This is a genomic window from Actinoallomurus sp. CA-150999 (assembly GCF_050942425.1).
Lineage (GTDB): Bacteria > Actinomycetota > Actinomycetes > Streptosporangiales > Streptosporangiaceae > Actinoallomurus.
Map to the genome: position 1 here is coordinate 11706076 of NZ_CP192063.1, position 12308 is coordinate 11718383.

The 12308-nt window shown below is 71.4% G+C and carries 14 protein-coding genes; 5 read left to right on the top strand and 9 right to left on the bottom strand.

Going from position 1 to position 12308, the window contains the following annotated elements; genetic code table 11:
* Positions 1-17 precede the first annotated feature (17 nt).
* Positions 18-803 (bottom strand): oxidoreductase, encoded by a 786-nt coding sequence (locus tag ACQP2O_RS54170; RefSeq protein WP_433178483.1) that lies wholly within the window; start codon positions 801-803, stop codon positions 18-20.
* Positions 804-1044: 241 nt separating this feature from the next.
* On the opposite strand from ACQP2O_RS54170, the gene acs reads away from it, so the two are divergent.
* The 4 genes from acs (at position 1045) to ACQP2O_RS54190 (ending at position 5363) form a co-directional block, all read left to right on the top strand.
* Positions 1045-3015 (top strand): acetate--CoA ligase, encoded by a 1971-nt coding sequence (acs, locus tag ACQP2O_RS54175; RefSeq protein WP_433178485.1) that lies wholly within the window; start codon positions 1045-1047, stop codon positions 3013-3015.
* Between the two features lie 265 nt (positions 3016-3280).
* On the top strand, positions 3281-3730 hold the full coding sequence (locus ACQP2O_RS54180) for a phage holin family protein (RefSeq protein WP_433178487.1): 450 nt from the start codon (positions 3281-3283) through the stop codon (positions 3728-3730).
* A gap of 46 nt (positions 3731-3776) precedes the next feature.
* Positions 3777-4724 (top strand): alpha/beta fold hydrolase, encoded by a 948-nt coding sequence (locus ACQP2O_RS54185; protein ID WP_433178489.1) that lies wholly within the window; start codon positions 3777-3779, stop codon positions 4722-4724.
* Between the two features lie 159 nt (positions 4725-4883).
* Positions 4884-5363: a DUF309 domain-containing protein gene (locus ACQP2O_RS54190; RefSeq protein ID WP_433178491.1), complete on the top strand. Its 480-nt coding sequence runs from the start codon at positions 4884-4886 to the stop codon at positions 5361-5363.
* 149 nt (positions 5364-5512) lie between these two features.
* Here the strand turns inward: ACQP2O_RS54190 and ACQP2O_RS54195 are convergent, their stop codons facing one another.
* The 3 genes from ACQP2O_RS54195 to nth all read right to left on the bottom strand — a co-directional run bounded on the left by ACQP2O_RS54195 (position 5513) and on the right by nth (position 8208).
* Positions 5513-6694 (bottom strand): MarP family serine protease, encoded by a 1182-nt coding sequence (locus ACQP2O_RS54195; protein ID WP_433191521.1) that lies wholly within the window; start codon positions 6692-6694, stop codon positions 5513-5515.
* Between the two features lie 96 nt (positions 6695-6790).
* Positions 6791-7387 carry an NUDIX hydrolase gene (locus tag ACQP2O_RS54200; protein WP_433178493.1) on the bottom strand — a complete coding sequence of 199 codons (597 nt, stop codon included), beginning with the start codon at positions 7385-7387 and terminating at the stop codon, positions 6791-6793.
* A 113-nt stretch (positions 7388-7500) separates the two neighbouring features.
* On the bottom strand, positions 7501-8208 hold the full coding sequence (gene nth / locus ACQP2O_RS54205; protein WP_433178495.1) for an endonuclease III: 708 nt from the start codon (positions 8206-8208) through the stop codon (positions 7501-7503).
* Positions 8209-8292: 84 nt separating this feature from the next.
* Between nth and ACQP2O_RS54210 the strand changes: the two genes are divergently transcribed.
* Positions 8293-8979 carry a Crp/Fnr family transcriptional regulator gene (locus tag ACQP2O_RS54210; RefSeq protein WP_433178497.1) on the top strand — a complete coding sequence of 229 codons (687 nt, stop codon included), beginning with the start codon at positions 8293-8295 and terminating at the stop codon, positions 8977-8979.
* Here ACQP2O_RS54210 and ACQP2O_RS54215 read toward each other — a convergent pair.
* The 5 genes from ACQP2O_RS54215 to ACQP2O_RS54235 form a co-directional block, all read right to left on the bottom strand.
* Positions 8976-9743 (bottom strand): MBL fold metallo-hydrolase, encoded by a 768-nt coding sequence (locus ACQP2O_RS54215; protein ID WP_433191524.1) that lies wholly within the window; start codon positions 9741-9743, stop codon positions 8976-8978. The two genes, ACQP2O_RS54210 and ACQP2O_RS54215, sit on opposite strands and share 4 nt — an antisense overlap.
* A 14-nt stretch (positions 9744-9757) precedes the next feature.
* Positions 9758-10618 (bottom strand): NUDIX hydrolase, encoded by an 861-nt coding sequence (locus tag ACQP2O_RS54220; protein WP_433178499.1) that lies wholly within the window; start codon positions 10616-10618, stop codon positions 9758-9760.
* Between the two features lie 77 nt (positions 10619-10695).
* Entirely contained in the window at positions 10696-11157 is a 462-nt protein-coding gene (locus tag ACQP2O_RS54225; RefSeq protein ID WP_433178501.1) for a RidA family protein, read from the bottom strand.
* On the bottom strand, positions 11154-11309 hold the full coding sequence (locus ACQP2O_RS54230; RefSeq protein WP_252781158.1) for a DUF4177 domain-containing protein: 156 nt from the start codon (positions 11307-11309) through the stop codon (positions 11154-11156). The genes ACQP2O_RS54225 and ACQP2O_RS54230 overlap by 4 nt, the downstream gene beginning before the upstream one ends.
* A 29-nt stretch (positions 11310-11338) precedes the next feature.
* The gene (locus ACQP2O_RS54235) at positions 11339-12304 is read right to left on the bottom strand and encodes an SPFH domain-containing protein (RefSeq protein ID WP_433178502.1); all 966 of its coding nucleotides are present in this window, start codon (positions 12302-12304) and stop codon (positions 11339-11341) included.
* Between the last annotated feature and the right edge of the window lie 4 nt (positions 12305-12308).

Genomic DNA, 12308 nt, shown 5'->3' on the forward strand with positions numbered 1-12308 from the left:
GTACCGTACGGAACGCCTCAGCCGCGCTGGAACGCCTCGCAGACCGCGAGCGCGTCGCGCGCGCCCAGTTCGACGGCCTCGGCGCAGTGGCGCACCCAGCCTGCGACGCCGTCCGGAGTGCCCGCCGTATAACCGCGCAGGGCAGCCCCGTACGTGTCCTGGAGCTCAAGATGTCCGACCTCCGGGGCGGTCAGCGACTTGGGATCGAGGCCCCGGTCGACCAGGGTCAGCCGCGCCGCCGCCCGGGCCACGATGCCGTCGCCCCAGCCGAACGGCCGCAGCGCCAGCAGCTCGCCGTGCACGACCGCGGCGACGACGACGGCCGGTGCCTCTGTCGGAGCGGTCAGCAGATCGCTGAGCACGTCGAGGCGCGCGACGACCTCCTTGGCCGAGGGCGGCGGGCCGAGTTCGAGGGGGTCGGCGGCGTCGTCGTCCGGGCGTGGCCGTCCCAGCACGTCGGGGTCGACGGCGTCCGCGGCCGCCAGGGCGTGCAGCCGCGCGAGCGCCTGGCGCGGGGCCTTCCGCCAGGTGTCCGCGAGCGATCCGAGCTCCGCCGACACCCGCAGCGCGCCCTGCACGACCGGATCGTTCGACAGGCCGCCGCGAACCTCCTCCAGAGGCGCCGAGACGCCTTCGAGGGCGGCCGAGGCCCGGGCGCCGCGCAGGGCCGACTCCGCAGAGACCTCGGCGCTGCGCCGCCGCAGGATCCGGTGGCCGAGCAGCCGGTCGACGGCCTCCCGGGTCCGCGCGACGGCCTCGGGCACGTCGGGCAGGGTCGCGACGTTGGCAAACGCATCGCTCATCGGACGCGCGGCGCTCGAAGGTCGCCCGGTGGCGGGCCGGTGCGGGAACGCCGCTTCCTCCTTGGAACCATTGGTGGCCGAAACACGGCACGGCGCGGGGTGGGACGTGGCGCGATCCCGCAGCGGGCGGAGACGGCGCCATCGCATGACCCTACGCGGCGCGCGCCCCTTGTAACGACACGTACGAAGCTGGTGAAGTTGGCATGGACCTACCTGACCTTCTGCTCGATGGAGGAGCGCCGTGACGCAGGAAACCCCACACGAGACCCTCTCCAACCTTCTCCAGGAGAGCCGGCGGTTCGCTCCCCCCGCAGATCTCGCCGAGGCGGCGAACGTCACCTCGGCGGCGTACGAGGAGGCGGCGGCGGACCGGCTGGCGTTCTGGGAGAAGCAGGCGAAGCGCCTGCACTGGAGCACCGAGTGGGACACCGTGCTGGACTGGTCGAATCCGCCGTTCGCCAAGTGGTTCGTCGGCGGGAAGCTGAACGCCGCGTACAACTGCGTCGACCGGCATGTCGAGGCGGGTCTCGGCGACCGGGTCGCCTACCACTGGGAGGGCGAGCCCGGCGACACCCGCACGATCACGTACGCCGATCTGCAGCGCGAGGTGTCCAAGGCGGCGAACGCCCTGCTCGAGCTCGGTGTCCAGAAGGGCGATCGGGTCGCGATCTACATGCCGATGATCCCCGAGACGGTGTTCGCGATGCTGGCCTGTGCCCGCGTCGGCGCGCCGCACACGGTGGTCTTCGGCGGGTTCTCCGCCGACGCGCTGCGCGGCCGCATCGAGGACTGTGACGCGCACGTCGTGATCACCTCGGACGGCGGCTACCGGCGGGGCGCGCCGAGCGCGCTCAAGCCGAACGTCGACGAGGCCATCGCGGGCATCGACCACGTACGGAACGTCCTCGTCGTACGCCGCACCGGCCAGGACGTCGCCTGGACCGAGGGCCGCGACGTCTGGTGGCACGACATCGTGGACCGGCAGAGCGAGGAGCACGAGCCGGAGCCGCACGACGCGGAGCACCCGCTGTACGTCATGTACACCTCGGGCACGACCGCCAAGCCGAAGGGCATCCTGCACACCACCGGCGGCTACCTCACGCAGGTGTCCTGGACCCACCACGCGGTGTTCGACCTGAAGCCGGAGAGCGACGTCTTCTGGACCGCGGCCGACATCGGCTGGGTGACCGGCCACTCGTACATCGTCTACGGCCCGCTGTCCAACGGCGCGACCAGCGTCATGTACGAGGGGACGCCCGACACGCCGCACCGGGGTCGCTGGTGGGAGACCGTCGCCAAGTACAAGGTGTCGATCCTGTACTGCGCGCCGACCGCGATCCGCACGTTCATGAAGTGGGGCGAGGACATCCCCGCCCAGCACGACCTGTCGTCGCTGCGGCTGCTCGGCTCGGTCGGCGAGCCGATCAACCCGGAGGCGTACGTCTGGTACCGCAAGAACATCGGCGGCGACCGTACGCCGGTGGTGGACACCTGGTGGCAGACCGAGACCGGCGGCATCATGATCAGCCCGCTGCCGGGCGTGACGCACGGCAAGCCCGGCGCGGCGATGCGGCCGCTGCCCGGGATCGAGGCCGACGTCGTCGACGACCAGGGCGAATCGGTGCCGAACGGCGGCGGCGGCTTCCTCGTCGTCAAGGAGCCGTGGCCGTCGATGCTGCGCACGATCTGGGGCGACGACGAGCGGTACATCAAGACGTACTGGTCGCGCTTCGACAACCTCTACTTCGCCGGCGACGGCGCGAAGAAGGACGACGACGGCGACTTCTGGCTGCTCGGCCGGGTGGACGACGTCATGCTCGTCTCCGGCCACAACATCTCGACCACCGAGGTCGAGTCGGCGCTGGTGTCGAACGCCAAGGTCGCCGAGGCGGCGGTGGTCGGCTCCACCGACCCGCTCACCGGGCAGGCCATCGTCGCGTTCGTCATCCTGCGCGGGGAGACCGTCGACAACGGTGAGGCGCTCGTCGCCGAGCTGCGCGACCACGTCGCCAAGCACCTGGGCCCGATCGCCAAGCCCCGCCAGATCATGATCGTTCCGGAGCTGCCCAAGACGCGGTCCGGGAAGATCATGCGGCGGCTGCTCCGTGACGTGGCCGAGAACCGCTCGCTCGGGGACGTGACCACGCTGACGGACAGCACGGTGATGGACCTCATCGCGGAGAAGATGCCCTCCGCGCCGGGCGACGAGTAAGGACGACCGGGCGCGGCCTCGCCCACGCGGGGCCGCGCTCTCTCATTTCCGCCGTACCGCCCGGCCGCGCCGGGTGACGGCCACGCGACGATAAGGGCCACGCCGCCCGGATCGGCCCGCCCCATCACCGGTAATCTCGGACAGTCCTGTGCCGAGAAGCCGTTCTTTCGCCGGGAGTTCGCTGGTTCACTTCCTCATCGGCGATTCGGCCTATTCGGATCACGTGCCATCCGAGAGAGTGGCGACCGGCACTGAGAGGAGAAACATGACCGAGGTACGGCCGGACGGGCAGTATCCGAACGGGCAGTATGACGACAAATCACTCGGCGAGCTGGTCGCCATCGCCACGGGCAGTGTGTCACGCCTCGTCAAGTCGGAGATCGAGCTCGCCAAACTGGAGCTGAAGGGCGACGCCAAGAAGGCCGCCCTCGGCGGGACCCTCTTCGCCGTGGCCGGGGTCATCGGCGGCGTCGTCGTCATCCTGCTGTCGATCGCCGCCGCGTACGGCCTGGTCGCGGCCGGTATCTGGCACTGGGCGGCGTTCCTCATCGTGGCGGGTTTCTACGTCCTGCTGGCGGCCGTGCTCATCCTCATCGGCCTGTGGCGGATGAAGAAGATGAGCGGCGCCAAACGGTCCCGGCAGTCCGTGATGGAGGACTTCGCGATGCTGCGGCGGGGCGGCGGTTCGGACGAGAAGCCCGCGCTGACCGAGTGACGTCCGTCGGCGGGGCGACTGCGGGCTGATGAAGAGGGGGCCGGACATGGCCGACGAGTCCGTCGTCCAGATCGATGGTCCGTGGCGGCACCGGTCGGTGAGCGCGGGAGGCACGCGCTTCCACGTCGTCGAGGTCGGGGAGGGTCCGCTCGTCCTGCTGCTGCACGGGTTCCCGCAGTTCTGGTGGTCGTGGCACCGTCAGCTGGTGTCGCTGGCCGGCTCGGGGTTCCGCGCGGCAGCCGTCGACCTGCGCGGATACGGCGGAAGCGACAAACCACCGCGCGGGTACGACCTGATCACGCTGGCCCGGGACGCCGCAGGGCTGGTCCGCGCGCTCGGCGCGGCCAGCGCCACCGTCGTCGGGCACGACTGGGGCGGCCTGCTGGCCTGGACGATGGGCGTCTACCAGCCCCGCGTCGTCCAGCGGCTCGCCGTGGTGTCGGCGCCCCACCCACTGCGCCTGCGTACCGCGATCGCGACGGATCCACGCGGTCAGGGCTGGGCGGCCCGACACACGCTCGGCTTCCAGCTGCCGATGGGCCCGGAGCGGCTCCTCGTCCGGGACGACGCCGCGCAGGTGGGCCGCCTGCTGCACGCGTGGTCGGCGCCCGGCTGGCCCGACTCCACCGGCGAGCGGCTGTACCGCTCGGCCTTCCAGATCCCCGGAGTCGCGCACTGCGCGCTGGAGTACCACCGCTGGGCGGTGCGCTCGGTCGTGCGCCCGGACGGCCTGCGGTACGCCCGCCGGATGCGCGCCCCCATCCGCGTCCCCACGCTGCAGTTGCACGGCTCGCTGGACCGCTGTGTGCTGCCCCGAAGCGCCCAGGGGTCGGGCCGGTACGTCGACGCGCCCTACCGATGGAGGCTCCTCGAGGGAGTCGGGCACTTCCCCCACGAGGAACGCCCAGAGGCCTTCGACGCCGAGCTCCTCTCCTGGCTAGCCGACGCCGAACCGGGCCGCCACACGGCCTCCGAGGGCCACCGTCCCGGATGAGGGCCGACACCGGCCAAGCGATCGCGACGAGGACGGACCCCGACAAGGGGGCGTATGCCATCTCGATGAGGGCCGACACCGACAAGGGGGCGTACGCCATCGTGATGGACAATGGGGCGTGCACGATCGGGATGAGAACTGACACCGGACAATAGGGGCATGCGCGATCGCGATGAGGCGGGACGAGCACGCAACGCACGGCCCCGGGACGCGTACGGCCGGCCGCTGCCGCACGGCGCCGCCGGAGAGGACCGTGTCCCCGACGACTACGCCGCGGAGCCTGCCGAGGCGCTGACAGAGGCACAGCGGCTGCTCGACACCGACCGTCCCTTCCACGCTCACGAGGTCCTGGAAGCCGCCTGGAAGGCCGCTCCGGACGCCGAACGCGCCCTGTGGCAGGGTCTGGCCCAGCTGGCCGTCGGATTCACGCACGTACGGCGCGGCAACGCGCGAGGAGCCTGTACGTTGCTGCGCCGCGCCGCCGATCGCATCACCCCGTACGCCGGGAGCGCGCCGCACGGGATCGCGGCCGCCGAGCTCGCCCGCGCCGCCTACGCGCTGGCCGACCGCGTCGAACGCGACGGCCTGGGCGCGGTCACGGACGTGGACCTGACTCCCCGGCTACGCGCCGCGCCCTAGCCCCCGCAGGCCTCCCGGCTGGACGCAGAGGCCCGTCCAGACCCTTCCGGCTGGACGCTCGGTCCCCAGAGGCCCGTCCAGACCCTCCGGCCGGACGCTCCGTCTGCGGAGGCCGGATCCTCCGTCCATGGCGGCCCCGCCCGGGGGGCTCAGTCCGAGCAGGCTTCCGTTGAGACGCTTCCGCTGGCGCTGACGCCCGCCTGGGCGTCCGGGGCGACCTCGTGGGCCGTCAGGGCGTATCCGGTGTCCTTGTTGTCGAGGGCGGCGGCGAAGACCACGCCGTACACCTTGCCGTTCGACGCGAGCAGCGGACCGCCGGAGTTGCCCTGTTCGACCAGCGCGCGGATGGCGAAGATCTCGCGGGTGACCTGGCCGGAGTGGTAGATGTCCGGGCCCTTGGCCTTCTGCTTGGCGCGGATCCGGGCGGCACGCGGGGTGAACTTCTGGTTCTTCGGGAAGCCGGCGACGACGGCGTTGTCGCGGCTCTGCCCGCCCTCGTCGAACTTCAGGGCGGGGAGGCGCAGGCCCGGGACGTCGAGAATGGCGATGTCGCGCTTGTCGTCGTACAGCACGACCTTGGCGCGGTAGTTGCCCTGGCCCAGGGTGTAGACGGTGGGGCCGCTGTCGACGCCCGCGACGACGTGGGCGTTGGTCATCACGCGGCCGGGGGCGTACACGAAGCCGGTGCCCTCGATCCGGCGCTGGCAGCTGTGCGCCGTCCCCATGACCTTGACGATGCTCTTCTCGGCCGCCTGCAGCTCCGGGGTGTTGAGGATCTTGGTGTCCGGGGGCGGCACCTCGGTGATGGGCTCGCCGCCGAGCCCGCCGAACACCTGGGGGAACTCCGTCTTCGAGACGAACCCGCGGAAGGAGGAGAACCAGGTGGTGGCCTGCTGCGGCATGAACGCGTCGACGCCGTGCAGCACCTCGGAGTTCTTCACCTGCCTGCTCAGCCAGACGACCGGGGAGGAGACCACCGCAGTGCCGATGAACCACGCCACGACGAGCAGCGCGACGCTGCTGACGCACGCCCCGCCGACGGCGTCGACGCTGCGGGCGGACTCCCAGGTGACGCGGCTGCGCAGCGCGGAGCCGACGGAGGACGCGATCAGCTGCCCCAGGGTCGCGGCCAGGAAGGCGATGACGACGGCGAGCAGCGCCTGTTGCGCGGCACCGTCGACGACCGCCTTGACCAACGGGGGGGCGATCAGCATGCCGAGGACGACGCCCCCGACGAAGCCGACGAAGCTGAGCACGCCCACGATGAAGCCCTGCCGGTAACCCGAAATGGCGAACAGCACGACGAGCACCAGCAGGATGAGATCAAGGATGTGATCGCCCAGCACCGGTCAACCGTATAGCGCATCGGGGCCTGCGGACGTCCCCTCCCCGGACCAGTTCCGATTCGACGGCGTACGTACGGAGGACTACTCGCCGCCCGCGAGGTCGATGACCTCGGTGGGAAGGTCCTCGACCTGGGTCGTGTCCCAGGGGCGGCCCCAGCCGGCCGTCTCGAGCACCGTGTCGAGAAGGTTGGCGGTGAACCCCCACACCAGCATCCCCCGGACGCGGAACGCCGGGCCGAGATGGCCGGAGGGGCTGCGGACGCGCAGCCGGTTGGCGGGATCCGTCAGCTCGGACAGCGGGACCCGGGCGACCGAGGCGACCTCACGGGGGTCGGCGGCGGTGACGGTGGACGGCTCCCGCCACCAGGCGACGACCGGGGTGACGCGGTACCTGCTGTACGGGATGTACAGCTCCGACATGGCCGCGAGGACGGTCACGCCGGTGGCGTCGAGACCGGTCTCCTCGACGGCCTCGCGCAGGGCGGCTCCGACCGGCCCGCCGTCGCCGGGGTCGACGCCGCCGCCGGGGAAGGCCGGCTGCCCGGGGTGCTTTCGAAGGGTGTCCGCACGCTGGAGGAGCAGGACGTCGGGGCCGTCGGGCCCCTCACCGAACAGGATGAGCACCGCGGCGGCGCGGGCGCCGTTCGCCGGGGGACGGAACAGAGTGGGGACCTGCATGCTGGGTGCCGTGGCCGCGAAGTCGCGCAGCCACTCCGGGCAGTCTGTCGCTACGGGGGGTTCGACCGACATCATTGAGGGTTCAACGGAGTCGGCCTCCGGATCCTTCCCGATCACGAGAAGGGGCCGGACTTGACCAGCTTGCGCGCGGTCTCCTCGTCGGTCGGGCCCTCGCCGTACGACGGGCAGAGCCGGGCGAGCGGGCAGGCCCCGCAGGCCGGGCGCCGCGCGTGGCAGATGCGCCGGCCGTGCCAGATCAGCCGGTGGGACAGGATCGTCCAGTCCTTGCGCGGGATCAGCTCCCCGACCTCGTACTCGATCTTCACCGGGTCGGTCTCGGTGGTCCAGCCGAACCGCCTGGTCAGCCGCTGGAAGTGGGTGTCGACCGTGATGCCCGGGACGTCGAAGGCGTTGCCGAGCACGACATTGGCGGTCTTGCGGCCCACGCCGGGCAGCGTCACGAGCTCCTCGAGGGTGTGCGGCACCTCGCCGCCGAAGCGGTCGCACAGCTCCTGGCCGAGTTTGAGCAGGCTGTTGGTCTTCGCCCGGAAGAAACCCGTCGACTGAATGATCTTCTCGACGTCCTCGCGGTCGGCCGCCGCGAGATCCGCCGCGGTCGGGTAGCGCGCGAAGAGGGTCGGGGTGACCATGTTGACCCGCTTGTCCGTCGTCTGAGCGGACAAGATCGTCGCCACCAGCAGCTGGAACGGGTCGGCGAAATTCAACTCACAGTGTGCGTCCGGGTACACTTCCGCCAGTTCTCGGTTGATCCGGCGAGCCCGGCGTACCAGGGCGAGACGCGTCTCCGGTTTGCGTGGCACGAACGCAAGGGTAACGGGGGGGTCGACCAAAACTCATCCTGCGATGTACGTCACACTGTGGACGTACGTTAGCGAGGAGGAAACGTGAACGACCGCGACGTGGAGGTTCTGGGACGGGCCCCGCTGTTCGAAGCTCTCGACGAGGAGGGGGCCAAGGCGCTGCGCGCCATCGTGTCAGAGGTCCATCTGTCCCGCGGTCAGACCCTCTTCTCTGAAGATCAGGAGGGCGACCGACTCTACGTCGTCCTCGAGGGCAAGATCAAACTGACTCGGACGGCGCCCGACGGCCGGGAGAACCTCCTGAGCGTGCTCGGCCCCAGCGAGATGTTCGGCGAGCTGTCCCTGTTCGACCCGAGGCCGCGCACGGCCAGCGCCATCGCCGTGACCGAGGCGCGCCTGGCGGCGCTGGGCCACAACGACCTGTGGCCGTTCCTCAAGGGGCACCCGGAGATCAGCATCCACCTGCTGCGGGCCCTCGCCCAGCGGTTGCGCCGGACCAACGAGAACATGGCGGACCTCGTCTTCACCGACGTGCCCGGCCGGGTCGCCAAGGCCCTGCTCGACCTCGCCGAGCGGTTCGGTCAGCCCAGCGAGAGCGGACTGCACGTCCACCACGACCTGACGCAGGAGGAGCTCGCCCAGCTCGTCGGCGCCTCCCGGGAGACGGTGAACAAGGCCCTCGCCGACTTCGCCCAGCGCGGCTGGCTGCGCATCGAGGCCCGCGCCGTGCAGGTCCTCGACATCGAGCGCCTCCGCAAGCGCTCGCGCTAGGGCTGGATCGCGCCGCGCTCGGCGAGGTAGTCGAGCTGCGCCTGGACCGCCCACTCGGCGGCCGGCCACAGCGATCGGTCGACGTCGGCGTACACCCGCTCCACGACCTCCCGGGCCGTACGCGCCCCGGCCGTGACCGCGGCCTCGACCTGCTGGAGGCGTTCGCGCCGGTGGCCGATGTAGTGGTCGAGCGCCGCGACGGGGTCGTCGAGCTTCGGTCCGTGGCCGGGCAGGATGACGCGGGTCCCCTCGGCCATCGCCCGTAGCCGGTCGAGGGAGCCGAGGTAGTCCCCGAGCCGGTGCACCACGGTGGTGCCGTAACCGAGCACCGTGTCGCCGGTGAGGACGGCCTGGTCGCCCGGCAGCCAGAAGCACAGCGAGTCCGGCGTGTGGCCCGGCGTCTCCATGACCCGCAGCTCCAGCCCGTCCAGCGCGACGACGTCGCCCTCGGCCAGTCCCTCCTCGCCCAGCCGCAGTGCCGGGTCGAGTGCCCGGACGGGCACGGGACGGGAGCCGTCGGCGGCCAGCTCGGCGAACCGCCGCGCGCCCTCGGCGTGGTCCGGGTGGCCGTGCGTGAGCAGCACGAGGGCCACACGCCCCGCCTCGGCGACGACCCGGCGCAGGTGCTCCTCGTGCTCCGGCCCCGGGTCGACGACGATGGACCGCTCGGCGCCCGGTTCGCGCAGCACCCAGGTGTTGGTGCCGTCCAGCGTCATGGGCGAGGGGTTCGGGGCCAGCACGCACCGCGCTCGCTCGGTGCCCATCCCGTCGATGTCCGTCACGGCCGCGCCCCCGGGACGTGCCCGTCGAGCTCCGGCGGCAGGATCAGATAGGCACCGTCGTCCGTCACGCGGGTCTCGGGCAGCCGGGGGCGTACGGCCCGTTCGGCGGCCAGCACCGCGGCGACCGAGTCGTACACCGCCAGTTCGGTGAGCGTGACGAAGGTCGGCGGCAGCAGCGCCATGTCGCCGCGCCGGGCGGCCTCCACCGCCTCACGCGGGCGTACCCACGCGACCTGGTCGGACTCGGTGCTCACGTCGCGGGTGCGCTGCCCGGCCGGCAGAGCCGCGACGAAGAACCGCGTGTCGTACCGGCGTTCCTCGAACACCGGCGTGATCCAGTGCGCCCAGGGACGCAGCAGGTCGCCGCGCAGGACCAGGCCGCGCTTGTCGAGCAGCGCGGCGAGCGACAGCGAGCGATCGAGCAGGGCCAGGCGGTCGGCCTCCCAGTCGTCGCCGCTGATGTCGCCGGCGATCGTGTCCGGGGCGGGCCCGGCGAGGAGGACGCCCGACTCCTCGAACGTCTCGCGTACGGCGGCGCACACCAGCTCGCGGGCGAGGGTCTCGCCGGCCCCGAACGCCGCGCCCCACTCCTCCGGTGACGGACCGGACCAGCCCACCGTACGGTCGCCGTCCCGCGCGTCCACCGAACCGCCGGGGAAGACGTACGCACCGGGCGCGAACGGCATCGACGTCACCCGGCGCAGCATGTACACCTCGATGCCGCCGTCGAGGGCGTCGCGGAGCAGGACGACCGTCGAGGCGTCCCGTGACGCGGCCGGCTCCGCCCGGCCCTCTTCGATGTCGCGCGCGCGTTCGGCCAGTTGATCCGGTAGCCGAAGGCCGGGGACGTCCGCCAACGGGGCCTCCTCGTTCAGGCGTGGGCCGGGACGCCGTCCGCACAGGACGACGCCCCGCCGGGCTTCCAGACCGAACGCTATTCGACTTCGGCGATCAGTTCGACCTCGACCGGGGCGTCCAGCGGCAGCACCGCCACGCCCACCGCGCTGCGCGCGTGCCGGCCCGCGTCGCCGAACACCTCGGCCAGCAGGTCACTCGCGCCGTTGATCACCTTCGGCTGGCCGGTGAAGTGCGGCGCGCTGGCCACGAAGCCGACGACCTTGACGATGCGGCGCACCCGCGACAGCTCTCCGACCTCGGCCTTGAGCGCGGCGATCGCGTTGAGCGCGGCCGTACGGGCGAGCTCATTGGCCAGCTCCTCGCTCACCTCGGCCCCGACCTTGCCGGTCGCGGGCAGCTTGCCGTCGACCATCGGCACCTGCCCCGATGTGTAGACCAGGTTCCCGGTCCGGGCGGTCGGGACGTACGACGCGACCGGCGGCACGACGTCCGGGACCTCCAGCCCGAGTGCCCGTACGCGCTCCTCCGGCGTCGTCACTGCTTCTCCCGCTTGAGGTAGGCCACGAGGTTCTCCGGGTTGGGGCCGGGGATGACGGTGACGAGCTCCCACCCGTCCTCACCCCAGTTGTCGAGGATCTGCTTCGTCGCGTGGACGAGCAGTGGAACGGTCGCGTACTCCCACTTCTTCATGGGCTGAACACTAGTAGCGCGCCGATTCGCTAAGCCTGCGCGGGCGGCTCCTCGTGTCGTACGGGCGGGGCGATGCCCGGCTGTTCCTTCGTCTCCATGCCGGCCACGGGCGGCACCTCGGCGGCCGAGTCGATCGACACCGGCTCACCGGCCTGCGCGAGCTCCTCTTCGGCCTTGGCGAGGCGCTCGGCCAGGTCGGGCCGGCTCGTGCCCTCGCGCGGCGTCTGGTCGCCGCCGGCCGCGCGGTCGAAGAAGCGCAGCAGCTCGACGGGGAAGGGCATCACGAGGGTGCTGTTCTTCTCGGCCGCGACCTCGACGACCGTCTGGAGGAGCCGCAGCTGGAGGGAGGCGGGGTCCTGGGCCATGACCTCGGCCGCGGCCGCGAGCCGCTTGGACGCCTGGAACTCACCGTCGGCGGCGATGATGCGGGCCCGGCGTTCCCGCTCGGCCTCGGCCTGGCGCGCCATAGACCGCTTCATGCCCTCCGGCAGCGAGACGTCCTTGATCTCGACGCGCTCGATCTTGACGCCCCAGGGCGCCTCGGTCATACCGTCCATGATCTGCCGGAGCTCGACGTTGATCGATTCACGGTCGGACAGCAACTGCTGCATGTCGGCCCGGCCGATGACCGCACGCAGCGACGTCTGGGCCACCTGCGAGATCGCCCACTGGTAGTTCTGCACGTTGACGATCGCCTTCACGGGGTCGATCACGCGGAAGTAGACGACGGCGTCGACGCGGACGCTGACGTTGTCCTGCGTGATGCCCTCCTGCGCGGGGACCCCCATGGCGACCGTCTGCATGTTGACCTTCGTCATGCGGTCGATCGCAGGGAAGATCAGCGTCAGGCCCGGCGGGCGGAACTGCGGCTGCACCTGGCCCAGGCGGAAGACCACGCCGCGTTCGACCTGCTGAACGACCTTGATCGACGACAGGACGACGAGCAATATCAGGAATCCGAGGATTCCTAGGAGCACGAATGCCGCTTCAGCCACGGCG

Excerpts from the sequence above, each read along its gene's own strand:
- ACQP2O_RS54170 (WP_433178483.1), bottom strand. The coding sequence starts at position 803 with ATGAGCGATGCGTTTGCCAACGTCGCGACCCTGCCCGACGTGCCCGAG.
- ACQP2O_RS54180 (WP_433178487.1), top strand. The coding sequence starts at position 3,281 with ATGACCGAGGTACGGCCGGACGGGCAGTATCCGAACGGGCAGTATGAC.
- ACQP2O_RS54185 (WP_433178489.1), top strand. The coding sequence starts at position 3,777 with ATGGCCGACGAGTCCGTCGTCCAGATCGATGGTCCGTGGCGGCACCGG.
- ACQP2O_RS54190 (WP_433178491.1), top strand. The coding sequence starts at position 4,884 with ATGCGCGATCGCGATGAGGCGGGACGAGCACGCAACGCACGGCCCCGG.
- ACQP2O_RS54200 (WP_433178493.1), bottom strand. The coding sequence starts at position 7,387 with ATGCAGGTCCCCACTCTGTTCCGTCCCCCGGCGAACGGCGCCCGCGCC.
- ACQP2O_RS54215 (WP_433191524.1), bottom strand. The coding sequence starts at position 9,743 with ATGGGCACCGAGCGAGCGCGGTGCGTGCTGGCCCCGAACCCCTCGCCC.
- ACQP2O_RS54230 (WP_252781158.1), bottom strand. The coding sequence starts at position 11,309 with ATGAAGAAGTGGGAGTACGCGACCGTTCCACTGCTCGTCCACGCGACG.